This is a genomic window from Vibrio sp. TMPB1044 (genome assembly GCF_030442075.1).
Lineage (GTDB): Bacteria > Pseudomonadota > Gammaproteobacteria > Enterobacterales > Vibrionaceae > Vibrio > Vibrio satsumensis.
In genome coordinates, this window is sequence record NZ_JAUJED010000028.1 from 1 (window position 1) to 1,230 (window position 1,230).

The 1,230-nt window shown below is 50.8% G+C and carries 1 rRNA gene; it reads right to left on the reverse strand.

The annotated features are described in order from the left end of the window. A 23S ribosomal RNA gene (locus QQ041_RS19625) occupies positions 1–1,230 on the reverse strand; the annotation flags it as partial.

Below are 1,230 nucleotides of genomic sequence, written 5' to 3' on the forward strand. Positions count from 1 at the left end.
GTTTCCCATCGACTACGCCTTTCGGCCTCGCCTTAGGAGTCGACTTACCCTGCCCCGATTAACGTTGGACAGGAACCCTTGGTCTTCCGGCGAGGGAGTTTTTCACTCCCTTTATCGTTACTCATGTCAGCATTCGCACTTCTGATACCTCCAGCAGCCCTTACAGACCACCTTCAACGGCTTACAGAACGCTCCCCTACCCCACATACCCTAAGGTACGTAGCCGCAGCTTCGGTGTATAGCTTAGCCCCGTTACATCTTCCGCGCAGGCCGACTCGACCAGTGAGCTATTACGCTTTCTTTAAATGATGGCTGCTTCTAAGCCAACATCCTGGCTGTCTGAGCCTTCCCACATCGTTTCCCACTTAGCTATACTTTGGGACCTTAGCTGGCGGTCTGGGTTGTTTCCCTCTCCACGACGGACGTTAGCACCCGCCGTGTGTCTCCCGGATAGTACTTACTGGTATTCGGAGTTTGCAAAGGGTTGGTAAGTCGGGATGACCCCCTAGCCTTAACAGTGCTCTACCCCCAGTAGTATTCGTCCGAGGCGCTACCTAAATAGCTTTCGGGGAGAACCAGCTATCTCCAGGTTTGATTGGCCTTTCACCCCTAGCCACAAGTCATCCGCTAATTTTTCAACATTAGTCGGTTCGGTCCTCCAGTTGATGTTACTCAACCTTCAACCTGCCCATGGCTAGATCACCTGGTTTCGGGTCTAATCCTAGCAACTGTACGCCCAGTTAAGACTCGGTTTCCCTACGGCTCCCCTAAACGGTTAACCTTGCTACTAAAATTAAGTCGCTGACCCATTATACAAAAGGTACGCAGTCACACCACGAAGGTGCTCCTACTGCTTGTACGTACACGGTTTCAGGTTCTATTTCACTCCCCTCACAGGGGTTCTTTTCGCCTTTCCCTCACGGTACTGGTTCACTATCGGTCAGTCAGTAGTATTTAGCCTTGGAGGATGGTCCCCCCATATTCAGACAGGATATCACGTGTCCCGCCCTACTCGTTTTCACTGATGATGAGATGTCGATTACGGGGCTATCACCCTTTACTGCGGCACTTTCCAGAGCCTTCATCTGTCTCATTAAAAGCTTAAGGGCTAATCCAATTTCGCTCGCCGCTACTTTCGGAATCTCGGTTGATTTCTCTTCCTCGGGGTACTTAGATGTTTCAGTTCCCCCGGTTTGCCTCCTGTTGCTATGTATTCACAACAGGATACTT